Source organism: Vibrio litoralis DSM 17657 (genome assembly GCF_000426765.1).
Classification (GTDB): domain Bacteria; phylum Pseudomonadota; class Gammaproteobacteria; order Enterobacterales; family Vibrionaceae; genus Vibrio; species Vibrio litoralis.
Genome location: NZ_KE384567.1, coordinates 239,922 through 264,885 on the forward strand (window position 1 = coordinate 239,922; position 24,964 = coordinate 264,885).

Consider the following 24,964-nt stretch of genomic DNA (forward strand, 5'->3'; position numbering starts at 1 on the left):
GAATTAACCTTCCTTCTCGATCTTGTCTAGGCAATCGCGAAGTAAATCGCCATATTCATATTTGCCAGGACATACAAAGGTACATAACGCCAAATCTTCTTCATCCAGCTCTAAAACGCCTAAACGTTGTGCGCTATCAGAATCCCCAGCACAGATATCACGAAGCAACAATGTTGGTTCGATATCTAATGGCATTACACGCTCATAGTTACCAATTGGCACCATAGAACGGTCACTACCATTTGTCGTAGTGGTCATATTGAACACACGGTTTGGGAATAAGTGGCTTAAGAAAGAACGAGTCACAGAGAACTTGTGCGCGCCAGGCATTGCCCAACCGAAGAGCTCTTTTTCACGACCTTCATGAAGAACAGATACTTGTGTATGGTAACGACCAAGGTAAGCATGAGGACCTGATGCTGCAGTACCTGATAACACTGAACCAGAAATTACACGAGCTTCGCCCGGTAAAATCTCACCTTCAGTTAAATCATCTAGGTTTGCACCAATGCTAGTGCGAACTAAGCGAGGCTCTTTGATTGCAGGACCCGCCAATGAAACCACACGATCAGTGTAAATTTCACCAGTAAGGAATAGCTTACCGAACGCGATAACGTCTTGGTAGTTTAAGCTCCAAGCAACATTTTCTAGGCTCACTGGGTACAAGTGATGCATGTGAGTTCCCGCTAAACCAGCTGGGTGAACACCGGCAAACACATGTTCTTCTACATTAGATTGAGAAGATTGTGGCAATGTTGTTGATGCTTTACATACGTATACCTTGCCATCTGTTAATACAGATAGAAGATCAAGACCTGCTGTAAAGGCTTCTGCTTGCTCATTAATAATCACGGCAGGATCTGCTGCTAGTGGATTAGTATCCATTGCAGTAACAAAGATCGCCTGAGTGGTCGAATCGATTGCTGGAACCTTGCTGAACGGACGAGTTCGCAATGCAGTCCACATACCAGATTCAACAAGTTGGGTCTTAACCACTTCACGGTCAAGTTTTACTAGTTGATCGGCAGTGTAGCTTTCGAAAGTCACTTGGTCATTACCTGAAACTTCAATCACAACAGATTGAAGAACACGTTTTGCACCACGATTTACTTCGATAACTTTACCGCTTGCAGGTGAAGTGTATTGAACGCCAGGGTTCTTTTTATCTACAAAAAGAACTTGACCCTTTTTCACTTCATCATCAACGCGAACATGCATTGTTGGACGCATGCCCACGTACTCTTCGCCAAGCAAGGCGACTGTTTTGATGGACTTACCATCATTAATCACCTGAGCAGGAACTCCAGCAATAGGAAGATCCAAGCCCTTTTTTATTGTAATCATACGCGCTTGCACTACTTTATTTTAAGGAAATAAGATTCTTTTAATTGCGTAACTTAAAGACACGACTTTTTTGTGTCCGCCTCTGATTTTTAAGTAAAAAGCAGAGTCGCAACATCCATATAAAAAGGCCTAATTTTATCAATAAGCTCTTCTAGGTGGCGTATTCTAGCATCTTTTATGAATGCCTTGCCATTCTCATTAGGGGTATTCAGCTATTTTTTTACAGCTAAGTTAACGGGATTAAATACAAAATTGTATATATTTGAAGCACACCACAATTATCGTTATTCATTTATTCAGAATAATGTTCTCATCGAATGAGGCTATTCCCTAATGAGAGCAAGGATTAACCTCAATCTTCGGTATTTATTTACCGCCACCCGCGCATTTTGGTGATTTTGGTACAGCCCCACTCACCTGCTGCCATTCCAATTGAGTATAAGCATGAATCGATAGAGCATGAATATGATTCTCTAGCTCATCGCTGAGCGCTGCATTAATCGCACGATGGCGAGCTATCAATTTTTTATCTTCAAATTGTTCACTCACCACTACCACTTTAAAATGGCTTTCAGAACCCGGTGGTACGTTATGCATATAGCTTTCGTTTTGAACGTCTAAATGAATAGGATTAAAAGCCGCTTGTAGTTTTCTTTCGATTAGATCTTGAATCATATTACTCACCTTCTAATTATTTCTTTCAAGATGCCATGAAAACGGTTCAAAGCTCAATGGAATTAATGTAACCATGACATTCATATACCCAAGTGACTTCAAGATGCGAGTTTCAGCAAGAATAAAACAAGCTTTAGGCAAGGCAAATTGAACATGATCATAGTTACTCTATTTCTGTTCCATTTAACGCCGCATAAAGCTTGTTTTAACTTGCCCTTCGGGAGCTTCATTCAAACCTTTATGCCGCGTCAGATTGGTTTGAAAGGTGCTTACATTCCTTCGCCAATCTTCCTTGCCTAAAGGTTTAAATGATAGCTCTGAATTCTGCATCTTGAAATTACTTGGGTATAACTATGTTTCTACTATCTTGTTCAAACACCTTCTGCGACAATACAACACCTGAAGTGCCTTAAGACACAGAATAAAGATAAAGTATGAAGACTGAATTAACATTACATGACCGGACCTTAGCCTTATCCCGCTTCCCTAAACGTGCCAATGAAACATTACAAGCTTGGGATGCTGGCGATGAATATTTGATTAATCATGTAGAAGAAATGGTTCTCCCTGCAGGTCAAAACATCCTCATCCTCAACGACCACTTTGGTGCGCTCTCATGTTGGTTTTCAGCACAACATAACGTCACCATGATGAGTGATTCATTTATTTCCCACAAAGGTACTCTGAGAAATTTACAGCGAAATAAATGTCCTAAAATCCAGTTTTTAAATTGCTTGCAAGCGATCCCTCAGCAAGTTGATTTGGTATTAATGCAACTCCCAAAAAGTAATCGCTTACTAACTTGGCAACTATCTCAATTACGTAATTCCATTTCGGAAGAATGCCCAGTGATTGGGGTAAATAAAGCCAAAGAAATCCATACCTCTACCCTCAATTTGTTTGAGAAACACTTAGGAGAAACCAAAACCTCACTGGCTTGGAAGAAACATCGCTTAGTGTTCTCAAAAGCCAATTGCCACCCCATCATTCCAGTACCAGCAGAATGTGAATGGCAAGTAGACAATGAAGATATCGTCTTATCTAACTATGCCAATGTCTATTCAGGTGAAAGCTTAGATCTCGGCGCAAGATTCATGCTAGAACATATTCCGGTCGATGAAGAATTACGACACATCATTGATCTTGGTTGTGGTAACGGTGTGTTATCGATCAAAGCCGGTCAACTTAACCCTCAAGCGAGAATCACCAGTATTGATGAAAGCTTTATGGCGGTTGCCTCAGCACAAAAGAATTTAGAAAAGAACCTCGGCCCAGATAGAAACATTCAAGTTATCGCTAATAACTGTTTAGATGGTATGAAAGACAACAGTAGTTATCTTGTATTGTGTAACCCTCCTTTCCATCAAAACAACACCATTACCGATCATATCGCTTGGCAAATGTTTTGCGATGCCAAAGATGCATTGAACCATAATGGTAAATTGCTGGTCGTAGGGAATCGACACTTAGAATATCCAACCAAGTTATCGCGCTTGTTTGGCGATCAACAAGTGACAATAGTGGCGGAAAATAATAAATTCGTCATTATAGAAGCAATAAAAAACAACGATTTAAATAAAAAACCGAATACTAAATAAGGATATATAAGATGAAAAAGCTGATTATGTTATGCGCCGCTTTGGTGTTAACGGCTTGTGCCAGTGTTTCTCAGACTGATTTGATAAACCTCACGCCATCTTCAACACTTAGCTCAAGTAAAGTGGCTGATGGTTTAGCCTTTACACTCACTAGCCAAGATATCCGCAGTGCGCAATTTATTGCCGTAATCAAGCATGATGACGAAGAACAAGCTCAACCTATGCACGCAAAACAAAATGTGCGTAAAGCCTATGAAGCAGCAGTTTATCAACAGTTCTTCTCGCAAGGCTTCACTATGACTAAAAACAGCAACAACATTGTTAATGTACAAGTTGTTGATGCACTCGCGACTGTTAACCAATCGCCAATGAAATACGATATCGAAGGTAAAGTGACTCTGAAAATCACCGCCGAAACACCAAATGGTAAGTTCGTTCGAACCTATACCGGTTCAGGCACCAAATCAGGCTCATTTACTGCTGATAAAACCGATGTCGAAGAAGTAATTAACCGCGTATCAAGCCGTGTATTGACTACCATTGCCAAAGATTCAGAATTGACAAAATATATGAAAGGTAACTTTTAATGAAAAAGATCTTATTTGGATTACTGATGCTATTTAGTGCAACAAGCTTTGCAGCGCCAAGCGTTGAGTTTGAAACCACCATTGGTAACTTCACTATTGAACTGAACCAAAAACAAGCACCTATTACAGTAGAAAACTTTCTAAAATACGTTAACGATGGCAGCTATGTAGGCACTCAATTTCACCGTGTCATTCCTGGCTTTATGGCGCAAGGTGGTGGTTTTGATAAAGACATGAATGAACGTTCAAGCTATGCACCTATTCGTAATGAAGCCAGCAACGGACTTGAAAACTTAACCGCAACCGTAGCAATGGCGCGTACTAATAACCCGAATTCAGCCACTCGTCAGTTTTTCATCAACCTGAACGATAACGACTTTTTAAACTTCTCACGTAACTCTGCTGGCTATGCTGTATTTGGTAAAGTCACAGAAGGTTTTGATGTTGTAAGAGCTATGGGTCAAAAACCAACTCGCTCACTAGGCATGATGAAAGACATACCCGTTACACCGATTTTCATCACTAAAGTAACGGTGAAGTAACCCTTATCCATAATAAATACAATAACCTGTTCAGCCATCTTAACTTGATGGCTGATTTTTCTATGCTGCAGTAATTTATTTACCTTTTTTATTTGCATAGCCGAGTACAACCAAGGAGAAATTCATGGCCTCTATGACTTGGAAGGCAACCATACAAACCTACTTAGATAAGCGTTTATTGTGGGTATTCATGTTAGGTTGTTCGAGTGGTTTTCCTTGGGTATTAATTGGCTCAAACATGTCTGGTTGGCTAGCCGATGCAGGCCTAAACCGTGCAACCATTGGTTATTTTGGTGCTGTTTTTGCAGTTTATGCGATTAACTTTTTGTGGGCTCCGCTCATCGACCGAGTGAAAATCCCACTGCTACACAAATGGCTAGGCCAGCGACGTAGTTGGATCTTTTTATGCCAAATCATCATGCTGGTCTGCACCTTCTTCTTAGCTGGTCTAAACCCAACTAATAACTTAATTCTAATTTCTGCATTCGCATTAGCGATCTCAACCGCTTCAGCCACTCAAGATATTGCCATCGATGCTTTTCGTATCGATAGCTTCCCTAAGAGTAATAACAGCAAACTCCCACAAGCCTCAGCAATGGCCGTGATTGGTTGGTGGACTGGCTATTCTCTTCCCGGTTACCTCGCTTTTTCCAATGCCGATGCTTATGGCTGGAACGCGGTCTACTACGGCATGACTTTAGTGATCGTACTCTTAATGCTGTTTACTTTACTGACTGGTGAACCGGAAACACAGCGTGATCAACTGCAACATCAAGCAGAAAAACGACATGCAAAAGTCGTCAACTCAAAAGTGGCGGCTTGGCTTACGGTAACCGTAGTTGAACCTTTCCTGGATTTCTTCCGTCGCAATGGCGTGGGGGTTGCGGTCACTTTATTACTGTTCGTTTTCCTATTCAAAATCGGTGAAGCATTTCTTGGTCGCATGTCGATCGTCTTTTATAAAGAAATCGGCTTTAGCAACGAACAAATCGGTGAATACTCCAAACTGATCGGCTGGGGCGCAACCATGTTGTTTACCTTTGTTGGCAGTATGTTTAACGTTCGCTTTGGTATCGTGAAAGGGTTAATGATAGGTGGTATAGCCATGGCAAGCAGTAACTTAATGTTCGCTTGGATTGCCTCGGTTGGCCCAAATGAGCACCTATTGCTTGCGACTGTATTAGTCGATAACTTCACTACTGCATTTTCAACAGTAGCGTTTGTGTCTTTCTTAACGGTACTAACCGGACAAGCATTCTCAGCAACTCAGTATGCATTACTGGCATCATTAGGCAATTTTGGCCGTACTACCTTAGCCTCATTCAGTGGAGAGTTAGCTGATAGCTTAAATAGCTGGCCGCTGTTTTTTGTTGTCACCGCGATAATGGTAATCCCAAGTTTAATTATGCTGTATACATTGCGTCATTATTTCCACGATTTACTGGAAAAAGCGCGTAACCAACAATAACTTCCCCTACTCGAAAACATGAAAAATGCCAAGGCAAGCGGTTGCCTTGGCGTTTTTTTGTTCTAAACTCAAAGATCTGTACAGCTTTCAGCAACTAGTTCCATCAAAGATCTCTCCAGTGTGACCACCATCACAATAAATATTTAGGTTTGCAGGTTTTATCACTTACAAATGAGATTGAAACCGTTATTATCTGCGCCACTTAAAGCCCACACCATTAATCGGTGTACCTATAAATTAACTTAGATTAAAAGAGAGCCCTACTCATGCGTAAAACACTTTTAGCTCTTAGTCTTGTTGCTGCGTCAACGCCTGTTTTAGCTGCAGACTACTCAGATGACATTCATAAGAATGACTATAAGTTTCTCAACTTTAACCTAATGTATTCTGTTGGAGAAAAACCGGAAGCTAGTTCTGGCTCTAACGCTCATGATTACTTAGAAATGGAATTTGGCGGCCGCTCTGGTATCTTTGACTTATACGGTTATGTCGATATCTTTAACCTATTAAGTAATGATGATTCTGACGATACAGATAAAGCAAATGGACAAAAAGATAAAATCTTTATGAAATTTGCTCCTCGTATGTCAATTGATGCAATGACTGGCTACGATCTATCATTTGGCCCAGTGCAAGAACTTTACGTTGCTTCACTGTTTGAATGGGATGGTGGTCGTGATACAACTTTTGGTGTTAACACACAAAAAATCGGTCTAGGCTCTGATATCAACATGCCTTGGTTTGGCAAGATGGGTCTTAACCTTTACGCTACTTACGATTCAAACAAGAACGACTGGAATGGTTACCAGGTTTCAACAAACTGGTTCAAGCCTTTCTACTCATTCAGCAATGGTTCATTCTTATCATACCAAGGCTACATCGATTACCAATTTGGTATGAAAGATAAGTATTCAACTGCCTCAAACGGCGGTGCTTGGTTTAACGGTCTATACTGGCATAGTGAACGCTTTGCTGTGGGCTATGGCTTAAAAGCTTACTATAATGTCTACGGTATCAAAGACACTAACGCTCTAGAATCGACAGGTGTATCTCACTACTTCGACGTAACTTACAAGTTCTAATCACTGGCAACTTAGTTGCTTGATTTAAACTATTGCTAAGCTACTTATGGCGCAGATTGAATATTCAGTCTGCGCCATTTTACTATTTGCGATAAACTAAAACTCCTATATACAAAATAGAAACGGAAAACGAATGAAGATTGGCATCGTTGGCATTGGCGCACTAGGTTCACTATGGGCAACTAAACTGAAGCAAGCTGGTCACGATGTACTTGCGATCACCCGCGATCACTCACAACGTTCCATTGCGATTGCACTTGATGAACAAGCGGAGTTCGAGATTCCCGCCAATGACCTAACTCAACTCAGCACTTGCCAAACAATTATCATCACAGTGAAATCCACTCAGGTAAAACAAGCCATAGAACCTTTGTTTGACTACTTAGCTTCCAACATACCGCTTATCTTTCTTCACAATGGCATGGGGGCACTTGACCAACTTAGCGATCAGTGGAATCAGCACCCTTTATTTTTAGCCACCACTACTCAAGCCGCTTTTAAGCCAAGCTCACAACAAGTAAAACATACCGGCATTGGTCAAACCTTGATTGGGGCATATCGAGAGACAGAGAAGTTAACAGCTCAACTAGAATCCATCATTCAGGTGTTAGATTCCGCCCTCCCTAAAGTAATGTGGCACAACCAAATTAATGACGCACTATGGAAAAAATTAGCCATCAATTGTGTTATCAACCCGATGACCGCGATCTACCAATGCAAGAACGGTGAATTGCTTCAACCTCAATACCAGACAGAAGTTGATAACTTAATTAATGAGTGCCATCAGGTAATGCAAGCAGCTGGACAAAGCCCATCGTTAAGCGAATTATCCACTACCATTAAACAAGTGATGCTTGCCACTGGCGATAACTTTTCATCCATGCATCAGGATATTCACCACCAGCGCACCACTGAAATTGATTTCATCACCGAATTTCTAATCAAACAAGCACAACGCTATGGTATTGAAGTTCCAAACCATCAACGGCTATTTCAGAAAGTGAAACAATTAGAAGAGTAAGGCGTAGCTGTTGCGAGTTGCGAGTTGCGAGTTGCGAGTTGCGAGAAAAGTTTAAGCCCATTCTAATATGTTCTATACTTCGCCCACTTCATTGACGTAACAGGTTTATTTAATGTCTTCTTCGACTCACTTTGACATTCAGGCGATTCGCCAGCAGTTCCCTTTTCTTAATAATGATACGCCAATGGTTTACCTTGATAGCGCCGCGACCACACAAAAACCTCAATGTGTGATTGATGCAATTAGTCACTATTACGCCAAGCAAAATGCCAACGTGCATCGTGGTAGTCACAGCTTAACGGCGCAAGCAACCACTCAATTTGAGCAAGCGCGTGAATGTGTACAACGCTTTATCAATGCTAATTCGAGTAAAGAAATCATTTGGACTCGCGGGGCAACTGAAGCGATAAACTTAATCGCTCAAACCTATGCTCGTAGCATTTTACAAGCCAGTGATGAAATTTTGGTTGGAGAAATGGAGCACCACGCCAATATCGTGCCGTGGCAGATCGCCTCCCAACAAACCGGTGCTAAAGTAGTTAAAGTGCCAATGACCTCAGACTGCCAATGGGATATGCAAGCCTACCAAGCGCTTTTAAGTGAAAAGACCAAAATTGTTGCCGCGGCACACATTACCAATGTCACCGCGACTCGCCAGCCTATTGAGGACATCATTCAACTTGCTCACCAATTTAATGCGATTTGTGTAATTGATGGCGCGCAAGGCATTGTGCATGAGAGCGTTGATGTTCAAGCACTAGACTGTGATTTCTATGTTTTTTCTGGGCACAAACTCTACGCCCCGACTGGAATCGGCGCATTATATGGTAAGCAGTCCATTTTAGAATCAATGCCAGTGTGGCATGGCGGTGGTAAAATGGTAGAGAAGGTGAGCTTTGAGCAAACTTCTTATTCTGCACTACCAGGAAAGTTTGAAGCTGGTACTCCAAATGTGGCAGGAGCAATAGCTTTAACTACCGCGATTGAATGGCTAAATCAATTTGATAAACCACAAGTAGAAGCTCACTATCAACAACTACTCAAGCAACTCGTTTCAGGGTTAGACCACATTGATGGCCTAAATATTGTTGGCTTACAATCAAATGCCAGCGTGGTGAGTTTTACCTTACAGCTTGATGGTGAAGATATTCATCACAACGATATTGCAACACTACTCGATCAACAAGGCATTGCAGTACGTTCCGGTCATCATTGTGCGCATCCACTAATGGACGCATTGGGAATCAACGGAACGGTGAGAGTTTCTTTGGGGATTTATAACAATGATAAAGATATTGAGATGTTTTTGGCAGGCCTAAATAAAGCTATCGACCTGCTTTAATTTCATCGATTCATTTATACCAATCAAATTAATTAGCTGAGCAGAGATTGCTAAGGAAAAAGCCTTGAGAACAAGACATAAATTTCGATAAGTAGTTGCTCTACAATCAAAATTTATAACGCAGTTATCGAGGCTTTTCACAAGTAAGAATGATCAGATAATTAGTGAGATTGGTATTACTCAACTAATTGCTGAATTTGCTCAACAATTGCTTTAAGCCCATTACCACGTGATGGGCTTAAATGATCAATCAGCCCCAATTGTGCAAAATAGGCTTGTGTATCGAAAGCGTTAATCTCAGCAGTGGTTTTCAAATGAAAAGCCGCCAACACCAAAGCAATTAAACCGCGCACAATTCGTGCATCTGAATCAATTTGAAAGTGCCAACGTTCGCCATCAAATTCCGACACTAGCCATACTTTACTCTCACAACCTGAAACAAGAAGCTGTTCTTGCTTTAACGCATCATCCATTTTAGGCAGTAATTTTCCCCACATGATCACTTGACGATAGCGATCTTCCCAACTTGAAAAGCCAGACATGGTTTCTATGATCGTCTCTGTAGTAATGGTGCTGCCAAATGGGTGAGTCATAATGGGGTCTCGTTGCTCGTTGCTCGTTGCTCGTTGCTCGTTGCTCGTTGCTCGTTGCTCGTTGCTCGTTGCTCGTTGCTCGTTGCTCGTTGCTCGAAGTGAGTTTTAATGTGATTAGCTAACCTGTCAACTACCACAGACCGCTTTTCGATATACGAGAAGCGAAGCGCCCGAGCCACGAGAGTCGATCTTCTAAGAACTAGGAACTATTTATACTTCTGAATCAACTTCTCAACAATTCTCGATACCGCCACAAATCCAAAAGTAGCTGTCACTACCGTCGCAGCACCAAAACCGCTGGCGCAATCCATACGTTTTGGGCCTTCAGCGGTGGATTTAGTCGCACATACACTACCATCTGCTTGAGGGTATTTCAGATGCTCAGTTGAGAAAACGCAATCAATACCGAATTTACGTTGCGGATTCTTGCTAAAATTATGATGACGTCGCAGCGTATCTTTTAATTTTTTCGCTAATGGATCTTGAATCGTTTTGGTTAAATCAGCAATTTGAATTTGCGTCGGGTCGACTTGACCACCCGCGCCGCCAGTGGTGATCACTTTGATCTTATTACTACGACAATAAGCTAATAAAGCGGCTTTCGGCTTAATGCTATCAATCGCATCTAACACGTAATCAAAGTCTTTACCGATGTACTGGCTAACATTGTCAGGCGTAATGAAATCATCCACCAAGTTAACTTTGCATTCAGGATTAATCAAAGCAACGCGCTCAGCCATCACTTCAATTTTACTCTGTCCAACCGTACCATTTAAGGCGTGAATTTGACGATTGATGTTGGTAACACAAACATCATCCATATCGATCAAGGTTAATTCACCGACACCAGTACGAGCCAATGCTTCAACCGCCCATGAACCTACCCCGCCAATACCCACCACGCAAACATGAGCGGCGCGCAAGATATCCACTTCACTATTACCATACAGACGACGTGTGCCGCCAAAGCGTTGGTTGTAGCTATCAGAAGCAGGAGGAAGAGTATTCATGGTAAACCTTAGATTAACGCGATCAAAAAGAGCGCGTATTATAGAGGATAAGGATACGCGGAGCTAGAGCGCTTCGCTTCTCGTTTCTCGTTTCTCGTTTCTCGTTTCTCGAAAAAGATTAAAACACGCCCGTTACCGTTGTCGAGCAACGAGCAGTGAAACGCCCGAGCTTCGAGCTTCGCTCTTAATTCGCTGGAATCTGCAACGGTGGCGCGGTTAAGTCTAACTTCCACACACGGCCAAAGTGTCGATAGTGGCCAGCAGCAATACCGGAACGTGCGCCCATGCCATGATATAAATCTAAATGACCACCTTTCACTGCACCGCCGGTATCAAGAACGATCAGCAGTTTAAGCACATGAACGCCTGTCCATTTGCCATTGGCATCCAGTAGAGGGACTTCGGCTAGAATTGGGGTTCCCATTGGGAAAATACTGCGGTCTCCAGCAACTGATGCCATTGGTAATAAAGGAATGCCCGCCGCCCCTACTACATCAGCCGTCGCTTGACGATCAAAGAATACATAAGAAGGGTTTTGTTCTAATACTTCCTGTACGGTTTCACTATCATTTTCCGCCACCCATTCTTTGATCGCTTTCATCGACATTTTTTCTTTCGGAATCAAGCCGCGCTCAATCAGAATTCGACCAATACTCACATAAGGGTGGTTATTCTTGCCAGCATAAGCAAAGTAGTCTAATTCATCGTTATCCGCATAATGAACAAAACCACTGCCTTGAACTTCCATCAAAAATGGGTCGATCATGTTCGATGCATAACCAAGCACTAAACCTTTTCCTTCTAGTGCACCGTCATAGATTTGCGCGCGAGTAGGACATACTGAACCACATTGAGGTTTGGCATAAACTGGGTATTTGAATAAATGATCTGGTGTGTGGCGCATTTCAATTACAGGAGAGAAATAACCAGTAAACAGGATATTGCCCTTTTTATCCCCACCCGCCAATTGTTCAACATTCACGCCATATTTAGCTAACTCACTCGTATCACCACTTTCTTGCGCCCACACTTTTAATTGCGCATATAAGTTTTGGTATTTAGCTTTTAACGATGGGGATGTTTCTTCTACCTTTTCAGCTTGTGCTGCAAAGGTATTAAAATCTCGTGGTGAATCAGTCTCAATCTTATCAACATGCTCTAAAGTAGTATCTAATTTACCATCCAAATATTGCTGCCCACGCTCAGTCGGTTGAGCACAACCAAATAAGATTAACGCTGAAGTCAACATTAAAGTACGAGTCAAAATGGGCTTGGCCTGAAAAGAAAAAAATGAACGAGAAACAACAAGCGAATTAAACACGAAAAATCACCAATTAGATAAAAAGAAACGACCGAAGAATGACAAAGATCATCATGCCACACAAGTCAAAAACCACCTATTGAAACATATTTCAACATAAAGACTTCAATAGAAAAAACAGCAAACAAAAAGCATACAGATGAGGTCAAAATCTTTGTCAGCTTTTCAACAAATTCCCGGTCATTATTAATAACGATAAATTCACCAATGACATTAAATAAATAGTTATTGCCACCAAGTGAATTATTAGTCACTATTTATATACCTAAGTAACTGCAAAGATGCGAGTTTCAGTATCTTGGAGTCACTTGGGTATAAATAACAAACCAAGGAGTAGGTGTTGTGAAGTTACGTAGTACAGCTTTAGTTAAAGGATTCCGTCAATCTGCCCCCTACCTGAATGCGCACCGCGGCAAAACCATGGTCTTTATGCTCGGTGGCGAAGTGTTTACCGATGCTAATTTCGATAACATCATTAATGACATCGCGCTATTACACAGTCTAGGTGTGCGTATTGTGTTGGTTTATGGCGCACGTCCGCAAATCAATGACAACTTACAAAGTAACCATTGTGAATCGCAATATCATAAAGGCATTCGAGTCACCAATGAATCGGCTTTAAACCTTGCAATGCAAGCGGCTGGACGGTTACAACTGGCTTTAACGGCTCGCCTTTCTATGAGCTTAAACAATACCCCTATGCAAGGTACTCAACTCAACGTAGTCAGTGGTAATTTCGTGATCGCCCAGCCATTAGGCATCGATGATGGGGTCGATTATTGTCACAGTGGTAAAGTAAGGCGTATCGATAGTGATGCTATTAATCGCATGTTGGATATGGGTTCTATTGTAGTGGTTGGCCCGATTGCCAGTTCAGTGACGGGTGAAAGCTTTAACTTGATGTATGAAGATGTCGCCACTCAAACGGCGATTCGATTGAAAGCTTATAAGCTGATTGGCTTTTGTTCTGAGCAAGGGATCTTAGCGCAAGATGGTCGAGTGATCCCTGAACTCTTCCCTAGCTGCGCAGAAACACTATTGCAAGAAATAGAACAAAAACAAGATACCGAAAGTGGCTACACCAGCGGTACTTTCCGATTTTTACGTGGTGCATTAACCGCTTGTCGCGCTGGCGTACCACGCTGTCATTTGGTTAGCTACAAAGAAGATGGTGCACTACTGCAAGAGCTATTTTCTTTTGATGGTATAGGTACTCAAGTAGTGATGGCGAGTGCCGAACAAACTCGCAATGCACAGATCCATGATATTGGCGGTATTCTTGATTTAATTCAGCCTTTGGAAGAACAAGGCATTTTAGTACGCCGCTCACGTGAGCAACTCGAACAGGAAATTCACCAATTCACCATTATCGAGAAAGATCGCTTAATCATCGGCTGCGCGGCGCTTTATCCGTATATCGAAGATAAAATGGCTGAGATGGCCTGTGTAGCGGTTCACCCTGATTATCGCGATGGCGACCGTGGCGTGATGCTGTTAAAACATATGAGCCAAGAAGCCAAAAATATGGGCATCAATAAGCTGTTTGTGTTAACTACCCACAGCCTACACTGGTTTCGCGAGCAAGGTTTTGAAGAAGTCGGCGTAGACTCACTACCAATGGAAAAGCGCGGTTTATATAACTACCAGCGTAAATCGAAGATATTGGTGTTGAAAATATAAATAGGTTTCTAGGGGCTAGTTCCTAGATTCGCTGCGCTGCTAGAAAAAGCAAGAGCCGAGTCTAGGCTTCTCGTAGCTCGTTACTCGAATGTTAATTGGAATCATCGAGTAACGAGACACGTATTTTCCGAGTAACGTGCTATATCAAATCCCTATGCACTTTCACGACCGCTTTTCTTACCGTCATTGGTTCGCGTGTCGCACATTGTGGACGATGAGATTCACCAGGGTAGAAGATAATAAAATCGCCCTTTCTTAATGAAATAAAGCTTTCATTGCCCACTTCATTAAATAGCAGTACATCGTTGGTGTAGTCTGGTTTATCGAGTAAAGCTTGTGGGGTTTCTATTGAATAACCAAAGGTTTCTTCACCGTCTAAAATAATTTGGATATCTAAATAATCACGGTGAATTTCAGTTTTACGCTCTTCACGCGCCTCTGTTTCAGGTGTCATTAGAAAACAAAAAACGTTATCGCCATCAATCTCATAACGTCCATTTTCTTGGTTATCTTGTGCTATTTTCAAAGCTTGGTGGATATAATTTAAAAATGTGTCTGGGAGAATAGAACTCCACTTCAAGCGCTCAACGTTACCAAAAAACATGCTTCACCTTCACTACTCTGTTTATTGTTTATATTTTGTTTTTTATTAGCTTATCACTTAACCCGCTAGATCGTAGGGTTTTTATGCTAACACCTTGCGCTAAGATCGCCGGATTGGCAAATAAATCTAAACGAGATTTGGCACGCGTCACACCAGTATAAATCAGCTCTCGCGTTAATATTTGATTCATCTTATTCGGCAGTAACATCACGGTATGAGTAAATTCACTACCTTGTGATTTATGAATCGTCATTGCAAAGGCCAATTCATGCTTAGGGACTCGACTCGGCAATACCCCTTTAATTCGTCCATCGGGCATTTCAAAAAACACTCGTAGGCGTGGTGTCGTCTCGCTTTCATCCAATAGACAAACACCGATATCACCATTATGCAGACCTAGTGCACTATCATTTTGGCTAATCATCACAGGTCTACCGACATACCAATGTTCATTTTCAACTGGATTGATTAACTTAATGCGAGCCAATGAGTCTTCCACTAATTGATTCATACGCTCTACGCCAAATTCCCCTTCTCGCACCGCGCATAATAATCTCGCTTGAGAAAAGGCTTTTAACACAGCTTGGGCTTTTTGTTCCATCATGGCTTTGGTGGGCGCTTCAACCGAGGCAAATAGATCCCCTTGAATGACAGAACCTCCACCTGAATTGACGGCTTGATTGAGCTGCTGGCAATAAGGTGAATAAGCTTCCGTCATCATCTGACATAGCGCGTTTTGTGCTTGTGCAAGATCGAGACTTTCTGGAGAGCTGTCCGTAGAAGATTGAGAACTGGATGAATGCGCTTTGATAACATGTAACTGAATATCCTCAAAACCTTGCTGCCACACCTTTTCCACTTGTTTCGCAGAGCCAGCATTAATCGCTTTTGCCAATTGTCCTACCCCAGATCGCGCATGGAAACGGTAACTTTTTTGCAGCATGCATAGGCTATCCGAAATAGCATTCGCTTTGATGGCAGATTGAGGGTCAACCAGACTTTGATAACCCGTTAGATCGACAAGAAGATGCCCGAATTCCGCTTGATAACCGAATGAAGTAAACTGGCAGATATCCCCTAAAATCGCGCCGGCTTCAACTGAGGCTAGCTGATCTTTATCACCCAATAAGATCAAACGCGCGTGACTTGGTAACGCTTGCAGCAATCGGAACATCATAGGCAAATCGACCATAGAGGCTTCATCTACCACTAAAATATCCAAGTGTAAGCGATTCGATTGATTGTATTTATACTCAACCGTGTTGGGTCTCGCCCCTAACAAGCGGTGGATAGTACTAGAATGCGCCGGCATCATCGCTTTGATTTCATCGCTCACAGGTAATTGTTCAATCGCTAGACCAATAGATTCCGTCAAGCGTGCCGCCGCTTTACCGGTTGGCGCAACTAATTTAATAATTGGTGCTTGTTTACTGTTCGCTGCTTGTGAAGTTGATTGTTGAGAAACTGGCTCTTGTGAAATTGACTGCTGTTGAGCCTGAGTAATTAACGCGGCTAATAGTTTGGCAACCGTGGTGGTTTTACCGGTTCCCGGCCCGCCAGAAATCACCGAAAACTGACGAGTTAACGCCACGGCTGCGGCCACTTTTTGCCAATTCAAACACGCAGATAAAGGCACTAACCTATCGAGCTGATTAAGCTGATCGACTTGTGTTGCTTGAGTTAACACAGAATCAATGAGGCTCCAGTCTAATCCATCGGTTTGCACCACATCGAGCATTTCACATACCAACCGCTGACGCTCAATTGAAGTCGTATGCTCACCACTTTGTAGCCCATCCCAAAGATAACGGTAGTCACGAGCAAATAATTGATCGAGCGCTTGTTTCATTGCCGAAAATGCATCTGGCGCCACGCTTAAGGTTTTCGCGCGCACCATAAAACCATCCGCAACTTGTGATTCATAATGCCAATAACGAGTTAAGTACAAACGATCTTGTTCAAGCACTAATGGTAGTGGTGGCGGTAGTGGCTGCAAACTGGCCTGGTTTACTTGTGCTAATCCCACCACTGCGTCTGATTGGGAAGAATATTTTTCAACTAACGTTAACCAATTAACACTTTGTAATTGAGAGAATAGATTGGCAAAGCGGCTTGCCAATTCTGGGTGTTGGCGAGTCAAAAAAGACCAAGATAACGTTTGAGGAATATCGAGCTCATTTAAACGCAAACAAATATGGCCACGACCAAACTCATAACTGACAAGGCCGGCGAGTAACGCTATATGATCCGCTTGTTGGCGAAAATCCACACTAGTATCGTGATTAGCGAACAGACATTGTTGATGGATAAAGCGAGCGAACTGAGCGTCAATGGCACGAATTACGCCGAGTTTTTCAAGTGATAACAGCAAGTCTAGCGCTGAGTTACCTTCTATCGTCGACGAGTTGATAGTCTGGGTCATTATGCCGACTCTCCATCTAATAAGCGGTCAAATTGCTGCAAGAAAGCTTCGCTTGGTTTGGCTGAAAATACGCCGTACAGAGGATCAATCTCTCCTTTTGGAGCGTCTTCTTGAGCTTCTGTAATATCATATTTCTCAGCAGAAAAGCCACGTAAAAACAGATAGTACACACCGCCAAAGTGTTGCTGATAATCATAGTTAGCAAGTCGACTTTGCAAGAAACGGTGCAAGGCTAAAGCATAAATTTGATACTGGAAATCATAACGGTGATCGATCATTGCATGATTAAGGTTGTCAGGATGATAATCTTCGATCGAATGACCAAGGTGGTTGGACTTCCAATCTAAGATGTAATACTTACCTTGATGTTCAAACACCAAATCAATAAAGCCTTTCAACATGCCTTTGGTTGGCATAAAGCCTAGCTCGCCAGCAACCTTTGATAGCGCATCATGATCTTTTACCAAGCTGTTAAGCTGGCTAGACAATAGTGATTCAACCGGCAGTAAGAACTCCATCTCCACCAACCTTTGAGTGGGCCCTTTATCTCCCAAACGCAGCCCATCACCATCTAAAGGCGTTTGCATTACTTGAGTGATCATTGCTTGAATTGCTGGCAGCCATTGCAGGTCGTATTGTTCTTGCTGCAATAAATCGGTAATGATTTGAGTGTTTTCCGGGCTGGTTGCCGCCTCAGTAAATTCGATCTCCTCGAAAATCGTATGCAGGAAAGTCCCCGGTCTTGCGCCTCGTGGAAATTCAAACATCGACCAAGGATCGACGCTGCTTTCAGCTTCAAGCTCAATAGAGGCACCCACTTCTACCGTGTTGTTATTTTCCGCCGCGTCCGAATCTATCGGCTTTTGCGCATCGATGGCCACATCAAAATCCGCCGCTTCACCTTGACTAAGCGCCGCATGATGACCTTGCTTAACTAAACTTGAATAACTGGTCATGCGCCATTGACGATCAATAGAAGCACTAAAGCGCTTGGCTTGTAAATTAGGCTGCTCGGTTTGAATTGGCGCAAAACGCTCGCTTGGCGGTTGCGGAAAATCCAACATTTCAACACTCGTCACATCGTTAACCAATTGCTGACACGCCGCCATTAATCCGGCACTTTCTTTGGCTTGATGATGTTGCAAGATCGCCCCAATCGCACTTAAATGGGCGGTCGATTCATCCTTTTTGCTGTTGCTTTTTTTGAGTGGTGCCAGGCCAATAATACAACCGTACACCGCACGTGTAAGAGCAACATAAAGCAAACGCAGATCTTCGGCTAAGCGCTCTTTTTCAGCCAACGCTAAACCTTCATCGGGTTTGGATAAATCCAAAATAGTTTGCTGCTTATCGGCTTGATAATACTTCGCCACTTTGGCAGCTTTAAAGTTATTGGCAAACGGTAGGAACACCAAGTCGTATTCCAAGCCTTTTGATTTATGAATGGTGATGATTTGCACCAAGTTACGCTCAGATTCTAAACGCTGCGTTTGCTCGCTAATTTCGCCATCATGCTGTTCAATATTTTCGGCCAACCAACGAATCAGCGCACTTTCACCTTCTAGCGATAAACTGGCTTGTTGCACCAATTCAGATAAATGCAGCAAGTCGGTTAATTTGCGTTCACCATGCGTTTCCAATAACCAACGCTCGGCGATTTTTCGCTGGCTGATCACCGCGCGCATCATAGGTAGAACGCCACGCTTTAACCACAGTTGATGATACTGCTCAAACTCATTAACCACATTCTCCCAAGCTGTTTCATCATGGTTAAACTGATCGAGCTGCGCCATATTCAAGGCAAACAAATCACTAGCAAGAATCGCGCGCAGTGAATATTCATCACTCGGGCTGGCCACCGCCATCAATAAACGCAGCACATCTTGTGCCACTTCACTATCAAACACGCTGTCACGATTGGAAAGGTAAACACTGGCAATGCCCTGATTCGCCAATGCTTCTTTAATTAATTTACCTTCTCGCCCAGTACGCACTAGCACCGCAATATCACCGGCTTGAATCGGATGCGCTTGGGATTTTTTATCAATAAATTGCGCTTGTTGTTGCTGGGAGGCGCTCAAAATATGATGAATGTAATGAGCCGTATGTTCGGCCATGTGATGATTATAATCTTGCGCCGCAACAGGCAGCCCAGCATCGGGTTGATGTAGCCATAATCCAATCGCCGGTTGAGCTTTGCCATTTATCGTCCAATGCATGTTGTCGGCTTTCGGGCTGGCTTTAACTGGTAGGAATGGAATATCGTCATCGTAGAGAAATGGTCTGTCATCAAAGCTGAAAATACCATTTACTCCTTGGATCACCGCTTCACTTGAACGCCAGTTGGTGTCTAAGGTGTAATGTTCAGTCACTTCATTACGCGCTTGAATATAGGTAAAAATATCCGCGCCACGGAAGCCATAAATCGCCTGCTTTGGATCGCCAATCATAAACCAACCAGTTTGTGGTTGATCCAAATAAATCTCACGGAAAATATGATATTGCTGCGGATCGGTATCTTGAAATTCATCGATCATCGCCACTGGATAAAGCTGACGAATTCGACTGGTCAATAAACCTTCCTCGTCCTGTACTATCGCTTGCTCAAGCTGACTGAGTAGATCATCAAAAGAAAGTTGTGCCTGACGCTGTTTGGCTTGTGCCAATAACTGGCGACAACCTTGAATCGCTTGGTATTTAAAAATCAACTCAAATTCCGGCTGGTTATCAAGCAATTGATCAATCGCTACAAACGCAGAATGCTCTGCTACAGGGCCTTTTTTGGCATCGGTGGCCGACGTTAACGTGCTTTGAGAAAAACGAATCAATTTATCGCAAATTTGACCATCGTTTCGCTCACTAGCCGCCCACTCATGCACTTCATCTAACCAAGCTGGCAAACGCGTTTTATTGTATGGATTGCGTTTAATGCCTGAACCATCAATCAAACTAAACAAATCATTGCGGCTGGCATGCCACAGCGATTTCACTTTTTCGATGCGATCTAGGTGCTGCTGATAAAGCGCCGGTAAATCGACATCCAGTTTGATGCTCGGAAAACTTAACGCAGGGCCAGAAAGGTAGTTGCCGATTTCACGCAATAACTGCTCAGGACTGCTCCATAACGATTGAATTTGCGCGGCTAATACCGTCGGCAATGGATAAAAATGGCGACGCCAGTAATCACTCACTACTTGCAGTTTTAACTGACTTTCATCGGTAATAAATTCATTTTGAAAACGACTGCCCGATTCAAAGGCATTTTGGGTCAGCATGCGTTGGCAAAAACCGTGGATTGTAAAGATCGCCGCTTCATCCATTTGCCGTTCGGCTTGCAGTAAGGTTTCAATCGCCGATTGTTTATTTGTCGTCTCAGCTAATAACGGCTCAAGTACAGGATCGGTCGTTTCGCCACGAGCAAACGCGATACGCGCTTCATGAATACGTTGGCGAATTCGGCCACGTAGCTCTGCGGTGGCCGCTTCGGTAAAAGTCACCACAAGAATTTGATCTACCGTTAATGGCGTTTGGTGTGCCGAGCCATCTTTGCCATGGCCCAGTAGCAAACGTAAATACAACGCTGCAATGGTGAAGGTTTTGCCCGTACCGGCAGACGCTTCAATTAAGCGAGCACCGTGAAGTGGAAAAGCCATACTATTGAGAGATTGCGCCATTAACTTTGTCCTAATTAAAATTCTTCGTTTATATACCCAAGTGAATTCTGCATCTTGAAGTCACTTGGGTATATATTTCGTGAGGAAATTCTCACTTTAAGCGATGAATACGACTCAAACGCTAGGCAAAACAGATAGTGAGAATTGACTCACATTTATTACCTTATGATTGACTTACTATGCCGGCCATATCGAGCCATCGTTAACATGGCTTATATAAAATACCAATCTAATAACGATCTACTTAGGTTACCGTCATGATATTTATTTCGTATCGGTAATAAAAAAGTAGACAGAAACAAAACGATTACCTCTACTCTCCGCCGCCCAGCAAGCGCCCTACACTATAATGACTTGCTGGCGGCGTTTCTTTTTATCCGCACTAAACACTAAGCATTAAGCATTAAGCATTAAGCATTAAGCATTAAGCATTAAGCATTAAGCATTAAGCATTATACTATTCATCATCACTGCAATCTTGGCAATGCTCCATTAATGGACATAACCACTGCTGCGATTTTTGGAATAATGATTCCGCCAGCTCACTATTCCACTCTTTCCAAACTCGTTGAATGTAATGATCACTGCCTTCACCTGACGAAACAAAGTTATCGTTAAAGGTATTTTCCATTGCTTGATACGCTTTGTGCTTGATCTCTTCATCGTCAAAGCCAAGCCATTGTCCTTGCTTATCATATCCTTGTTCGATACCAGCAAAGGCGCACTTTGGAGCAAACCAGAGTGGCTCATCCATACCTTGATAATAGGCTTCCAGTAAAGATTGCAAATAGTGTTTGGCTTGCTCAGAGCTTAAAGGCTTTAATTCCAGTTGCTGAACCTGGCCTTTACCAACGCCAAATAAATGAGTAGGGAGTGAGTACCCACTCGCGTTTAAACACAAGTGTTCAATCCAGTATCCCAATAAGTTTGCGCTGTGAACTCCACCACTACGATAACGCAACATACCCTGTTGATATTGTCCGCCCAGCCAACCGGCTAAGTGGTGGGTTTGTTTGTAACCACCGAGCGTTAATTCAAATTCAAGAGCGATCTCAACATCCGCTTTAGGCGCTGCAAGATAAGGCAATAAGCTGGCAGCTAAAGGTTGGATATTCGCCAGTAAACTTTGTGCAGCCAATTCACCAAAGCCCGACATCGGCAACTGCCCTTTGGCCTGATACTGCTGCAAATACACTTTGGCACAATCTTCAAAGTTTTCTAGAGTAGGCATTTCTGATTGCAACCATTGATCTAGTAGATTTTCGCCAAACCAGTAGTTATCTAGGCCATTAATAGCAAAAGGCTCATCATCAATTTGATTGACCAATAACGGGCTAATATCTAAATAACTTTTTAAACGTTGATTGAAGAAGTACTTCACTGGCAAGCGCCAAAAACGCAGCAACTCTTGCAGTTCTAGCCAATATTGCCCGTTGGCTTCTTTATCCAGCTGCAAATAGTACGGCTCTAGTGGCTGAATAAATGGCAGCGATTGGTTTTCACTTGGTGGTTGGTTCGCTTGTTGCGCAGCAGGTAACCATTCTTTGGCATAGCTGGCGAGCGCAGCATCACTACCATCAAACGCTTTGATACTAAAAGGCACTAAAGGATGAATATGAGTTAAATGCTCAACTAACGCTTGCCCGGATTGATCGCTCGGCAATTCTTGATGCTGAGCAAGTGTGTAGTTTTGCTGGCAATATTCCAGTAATTCCGCCACCAGCACCGATGGCTCTTTATCACTGTTATCTTGAATCGAGCGTCCCACGTAGCTGATATACAAATACTGCTGCGCTGATAACAAGGCTTCCAAGAATAAGTAACGGTCATCATCACGACGAGAACGGTCACCATGACGGGTACGTCCATTAATCAAATCAAACCCTTCTGGCGCGACACTGCGCGGATATAAGCCATCGTTCATTCCCAGTAAGCAAACCGCTTTAAAAGGAATCGAACGCATTGGCATCAAGGTACAGAAGTTGACTTGCCCGGCTAAGAAACGCTGGCTGACTCTGGCATTCGAAAGATGATTTTGCAGGTATTGTTCGAGAACTTGCGGCGAAATCTCTTCATTTTGAGCAATTCCAGCATCGTGCAATTGTTGGCTGAGTTGTTGAATGCATTCTCGAATTGACCCAAGTACCACTTCGCCTTCTAGTTCCACCGCAAAAAAGTCATCTAGCATCGATAACAAATATTGCTGCCAGCTAGAAAACTGCTGCGCTTGAGATAAACGGTCGCGATATTGCTGCAATAAGCTAACAAAACTCGCTAACTTGCCGGCAAGTTCTGCATCTAAGCCTTGGACTTCATCAAAGGCGGCAATCTGTTGCTCACCGATTTGATACAAACCAGCCGATTCTGGCATCGCATAACCAAGTAGCATTCGCTCAATACCAAATAGCCAAGTGTTTTGTTTATGACTCGGCAATTCAAATTGTGGCGCGGTTTTCTCATCGAGTCCCCAACGAATGCCCACTTGCTGGATCCATTGTGCGACTCGTTCAAACTCATCATCACTGATTGCAAAACGCCGCATCACCGCAGGTACCTCTAATAACTCAAGCAACTCAGTCGCCTGACAACGGCGCATTGGCAGCGACATCAAACGCATAAAGGCTTGTAGAATTGGGTTTTCTTGGTCAACACTACGATCGGAAATTGAATAAGGAATAAAACGCTCGCCAGCAACATTACCAAAGACGGCCTGAATGGCATGACTGTAAGCGTTAATATCCGCCACCATCACAATAATATCGCGAGGGTTTAGATTCGGATCAGCATCAAACATCGCCAATAAACGATCGTGCAGTACTTCCACTTCGCGCATTGGACTATGGCAAGCATGCAATTGTATTGAAGTATCATCAGGTAAAACTACCGGCTTATAACGACTTATCGTCGCGGATAGATCGTCATCTTGATGTTCGCGCAGCTCTAAAATATCTAGCTGAATCGCATGCAATAAACTGTCGAGCTCACTTTCGACAAACGCATCAATTTCATTAGCTTCCAGCTGAGATAATAAGTACAGATTATCGCGCCCCAACTTGCCCATTGAGGCGAGCAGGCTATTCCCCACCGCATCTTTGGTGTGCAAGGTTTCAGATTCGGTTAGGGCATTTTGTTCAATTGAACCTTTGAGCCAAGCCGATGATTGATGACTATGCACGATTTGACGAGATTTAGCGGCCAGTTTGGCAAGGTATTTACGATCGCGCACTTCCCCCCAGTAATAACGACAAGGGTTGGTAAACATTAAGTGCACATCAATATGTTCGCCCAGAGCACGCAGCGCATCCATATAACGAGGCGGCAATGCGGTAATGCCAAACACAAATAAACGCTTCGGCAAATTCGCTTGCTGACTTAAATCGCCTACGTAGTTTTCCAGCATATCAATAAAGTGTTCATACAAATTGGCGCGATGATAAGGCGATTGACCCAGCGAGACCGTTTGATCGTATAAAGCTTGCCATAAAATAGGCTGCCACGGATGTTCACCATTGAGTTCTTTAACCGTTTCTCCCGCTTCCCACGCAGCAATCCATTCAGGGCGATACACTAGATAACCATCAAAAATATCGGCAATTTTTTCAGCTAATTGATAACGCTTAGATTGATCATCGTCATGCTCTAAATAGCGTTTTAAGGGAGAGAATTCTTCACGTTCGAGTTGAGTTGGCAGAATTTGCATTAACTTCCAGGTCATCGCATCTTTATTAAATGCACTACGCTTGGGAACATCTGGCAAAACTTGGGTAAACAAATTCCAAATGAAAGTCGCAGGAAGAGGAAATTCGAGATTCGCTGCCACACCAAATTCTTTGGCAAGCTCCATTTTCAGCCATTGCGACATACCGGGGCTTTGCACCAAAATTTGTTCAGCTTGGAATGGATTGTCTAACGGATTTAAACGAATAAGTTCAACCAGTAAGGACTTTAAAACATCGACTTGATTGGAATGGTAAACAGTAAACACAAGGCACTCACGCTAC

At 42.9% G+C, this 24,964-nt stretch carries 17 protein-coding genes; 8 read left to right on the forward strand and 9 right to left on the reverse strand.

What is annotated here, in order from left to right; translation table 11 throughout:
• Positions 1 to 3 precede the first annotated feature (3 nt).
• A complete protein-coding gene (locus tag K358_RS0114740) occupies positions 4 to 1,344 on the reverse strand; it encodes a Na(+)-translocating NADH-quinone reductase subunit A (protein WP_027697534.1) in 1,341 nt (446 codons plus the stop codon).
• A 366-nt stretch (positions 1,345 to 1,710) separates the two neighbouring features.
• Positions 1,711 to 2,019, reverse strand: coding sequence for a transcriptional regulator BolA (gene bolA, locus K358_RS0114745; RefSeq protein ID WP_027697535.1), 309 nt, complete (start codon positions 2,017 to 2,019; stop codon positions 1,711 to 1,713).
• Between the two features lie 434 nt (positions 2,020 to 2,453).
• Here bolA and K358_RS0114750 point away from each other — a divergent pair, with 434 nt between their 5' ends.
• The 7 genes from K358_RS0114750 (at position 2,454) to K358_RS0114780 (ending at position 9,659) form a co-directional block, all read left to right on the forward strand.
• Positions 2,454 to 3,617, forward strand: a complete 1,164-nt coding sequence (locus K358_RS0114750) for a methyltransferase (protein WP_027697536.1) — start codon at positions 2,454 to 2,456, stop codon at positions 3,615 to 3,617.
• Positions 3,618 to 3,628: 11 nt separating this feature from the next.
• A complete protein-coding gene (locus tag K358_RS0114755; RefSeq protein WP_027697537.1) occupies positions 3,629 to 4,204 on the forward strand; it encodes a YajG family lipoprotein in 576 nt (191 codons plus the stop codon).
• Positions 4,204 to 4,746: a peptidylprolyl isomerase gene (locus K358_RS0114760; RefSeq protein WP_038150252.1), complete on the forward strand. Its 543-nt coding sequence runs from the start codon at positions 4,204 to 4,206 to the stop codon at positions 4,744 to 4,746. Before K358_RS0114755 ends, K358_RS0114760 begins: the two co-directional genes overlap by 1 nt.
• A 124-nt stretch (positions 4,747 to 4,870) precedes the next feature.
• A complete protein-coding gene (locus K358_RS0114765; RefSeq protein WP_027697539.1) occupies positions 4,871 to 6,214 on the forward strand; it encodes an AmpG family muropeptide MFS transporter in 1,344 nt (447 codons plus the stop codon).
• 266 nt (positions 6,215 to 6,480) lie between these two features.
• Positions 6,481 to 7,296: a nucleoside-specific channel-forming Tsx family protein gene (locus K358_RS0114770; RefSeq protein WP_027697540.1), complete on the forward strand. Its 816-nt coding sequence runs from the start codon at positions 6,481 to 6,483 to the stop codon at positions 7,294 to 7,296.
• A gap of 133 nt (positions 7,297 to 7,429) precedes the next feature.
• The gene (locus K358_RS0114775; protein ID WP_027697541.1) at positions 7,430 to 8,317 is read left to right on the forward strand and encodes a 2-dehydropantoate 2-reductase; all 888 of its coding nucleotides are present in this window, start codon (positions 7,430 to 7,432) and stop codon (positions 8,315 to 8,317) included.
• Between the two features lie 112 nt (positions 8,318 to 8,429).
• Positions 8,430 to 9,659 carry an aminotransferase class V-fold PLP-dependent enzyme gene (locus K358_RS0114780; RefSeq protein WP_027697542.1) on the forward strand — a complete coding sequence of 410 codons (1,230 nt, stop codon included), beginning with the start codon at positions 8,430 to 8,432 and terminating at the stop codon, positions 9,657 to 9,659.
• A gap of 176 nt (positions 9,660 to 9,835) precedes the next feature.
• Here K358_RS0114780 and csdE read toward each other — a convergent pair whose 3' ends face one another.
• From csdE to mltA, 3 genes are all read right to left on the reverse strand, one after another.
• Complete coding sequence (gene csdE, locus K358_RS0114785) at positions 9,836 to 10,252, reverse strand: cysteine desulfurase sulfur acceptor subunit CsdE (protein WP_027697543.1); 417 nt, start codon at positions 10,250 to 10,252, stop codon at positions 9,836 to 9,838.
• 206 nt (positions 10,253 to 10,458) lie between these two features.
• Positions 10,459 to 11,262 (reverse strand): tRNA cyclic N6-threonylcarbamoyladenosine(37) synthase TcdA, encoded by an 804-nt coding sequence (gene tcdA, locus K358_RS0114790; protein ID WP_027697544.1) that lies wholly within the window; start codon positions 11,260 to 11,262, stop codon positions 10,459 to 10,461.
• 184 nt (positions 11,263 to 11,446) lie between these two features.
• Positions 11,447 to 12,529, reverse strand: a complete 1,083-nt coding sequence (mltA, locus tag K358_RS0114795; protein WP_027697545.1) for a murein transglycosylase A — start codon at positions 12,527 to 12,529, stop codon at positions 11,447 to 11,449.
• Positions 12,530 to 12,925: 396 nt separating this feature from the next.
• Between mltA and argA the strand changes: the two genes are divergently transcribed.
• Complete coding sequence (gene argA, locus K358_RS0114805) at positions 12,926 to 14,263, forward strand: amino-acid N-acetyltransferase (RefSeq protein ID WP_027697547.1); 1,338 nt, start codon at positions 12,926 to 12,928, stop codon at positions 14,261 to 14,263.
• Positions 14,264 to 14,402: 139 nt separating this feature from the next.
• On the opposite strand, the gene K358_RS0114810 is transcribed toward argA, so the two are convergent.
• From K358_RS0114810 to recC, 4 genes are all read right to left on the reverse strand, one after another.
• On the reverse strand, positions 14,403 to 14,867 hold the full coding sequence (locus K358_RS0114810; protein WP_027697548.1) for a NanQ anomerase/TabA/YiaL family protein: 465 nt from the start codon (positions 14,865 to 14,867) through the stop codon (positions 14,403 to 14,405).
• A gap of 28 nt (positions 14,868 to 14,895) precedes the next feature.
• The gene (gene recD / locus K358_RS0114815) at positions 14,896 to 17,289 is read right to left on the reverse strand and encodes an exodeoxyribonuclease V subunit alpha (protein WP_051241341.1); all 2,394 of its coding nucleotides are present in this window, start codon (positions 17,287 to 17,289) and stop codon (positions 14,896 to 14,898) included.
• On the reverse strand, positions 17,289 to 20,963 hold the full coding sequence (gene recB, locus K358_RS0114820; RefSeq protein WP_027697550.1) for an exodeoxyribonuclease V subunit beta: 3,675 nt from the start codon (positions 20,961 to 20,963) through the stop codon (positions 17,289 to 17,291). Before recB ends, recD begins: the two co-directional genes overlap by 1 nt.
• A gap of 457 nt (positions 20,964 to 21,420) precedes the next feature.
• On the reverse strand, positions 21,421 to 24,948 hold the full coding sequence (gene recC / locus K358_RS0114825) for an exodeoxyribonuclease V subunit gamma (protein WP_027697551.1): 3,528 nt from the start codon (positions 24,946 to 24,948) through the stop codon (positions 21,421 to 21,423).
• Positions 24,949 to 24,964 lie beyond the last annotated feature (16 nt).